Here is a 917-nt window from a genome sequence, read left to right on the forward strand (position 1 = left end):
CCATTGGGCTCAACTGTGCCCTGTCACTTGTAGCGTTTGTCACTTCATGGGCGACGATCAGATGATTCTTGGTATCTACGGCAACCTGCACGTTGTAGGCAACCGCTCCCGAACTCTTGGAGCCGGTGGCCATCGACCGTGCATCAGGATCGGTGGTTGAGAGCTGCCCATCGGGTTGCTCCTTGAGTTGTTCCCTGACCACGTCAAGCGAACGCAATTGCTGGCGTAATTGCGCAATCTTCTCTTTTATTTGCACAGTCTTAAAGCCTAGTCCGGCGCGCTCCGTGCGATCCGCTGTCTCCAATGCACTAAGGTATCGCTGGATGTTTTCCTCCACCTGCTGCTGCCGTTTGTCTACTTTGCCATTGGTGAAGTTGCAGTCACGTGAATTCACTGCCTTGAACTTACTGCCATCAATAGCCACTACCGCCTGGCCAAAGAGTTTGAGATCCCGGCACAGCATGACAAAGCGGCGGCATACGTTTCGTATTCCTGCACTGTTGTAACGGCGGAAATCCGCAATGGTCTTGAAGTCTGGAGCCAACCTGCCGGTGAGCCACATGAGTTCAACATTGCGTTGGCATTCGCGCTCTAGGCGGCGACTCGACGCTATGCGGTTGAGATACCCATAGAGATAGACCTTCAACATCACTGCCGGGTGGTACGACGGACGGCCCGTTGCAGCCGGAGTTGCTCCTTCAAAGCCAAGGGCCACCATGTCTAGTTCGCTAATGAATGCATCCACCACTCGAACGGAGTTGTCCTCTGCGATGTAGTCATCCAGACACTCTGGCAACAAAGTGACCTGGTGCCGGTCTTGACCCTCAACGAATCTGGACATACTCAATCCTCCACAAGGCTTGCTATGTCATAGCAAATTGCGCGCCAAATTCAAGGTGTTTCCACACAGCCTCGGC

At 53.7% G+C, this 917-nt stretch carries 1 protein-coding gene; it reads right to left on the reverse strand.

The annotated features are described in order from the left end of the window. The coding region (locus DIC66_RS22765; RefSeq protein ID WP_147321409.1) for a transposase at positions 1-841 on the reverse strand (841 nt) is incomplete at its 3' end. Positions 842-917 lie beyond the last annotated feature (76 nt).

Source organism: Rhodoferax lacus (assembly GCF_003415675.1).
Classification (GTDB): Bacteria; Pseudomonadota; Gammaproteobacteria; order Burkholderiales; family Burkholderiaceae_C; genus Allorhodoferax; species Allorhodoferax lacus.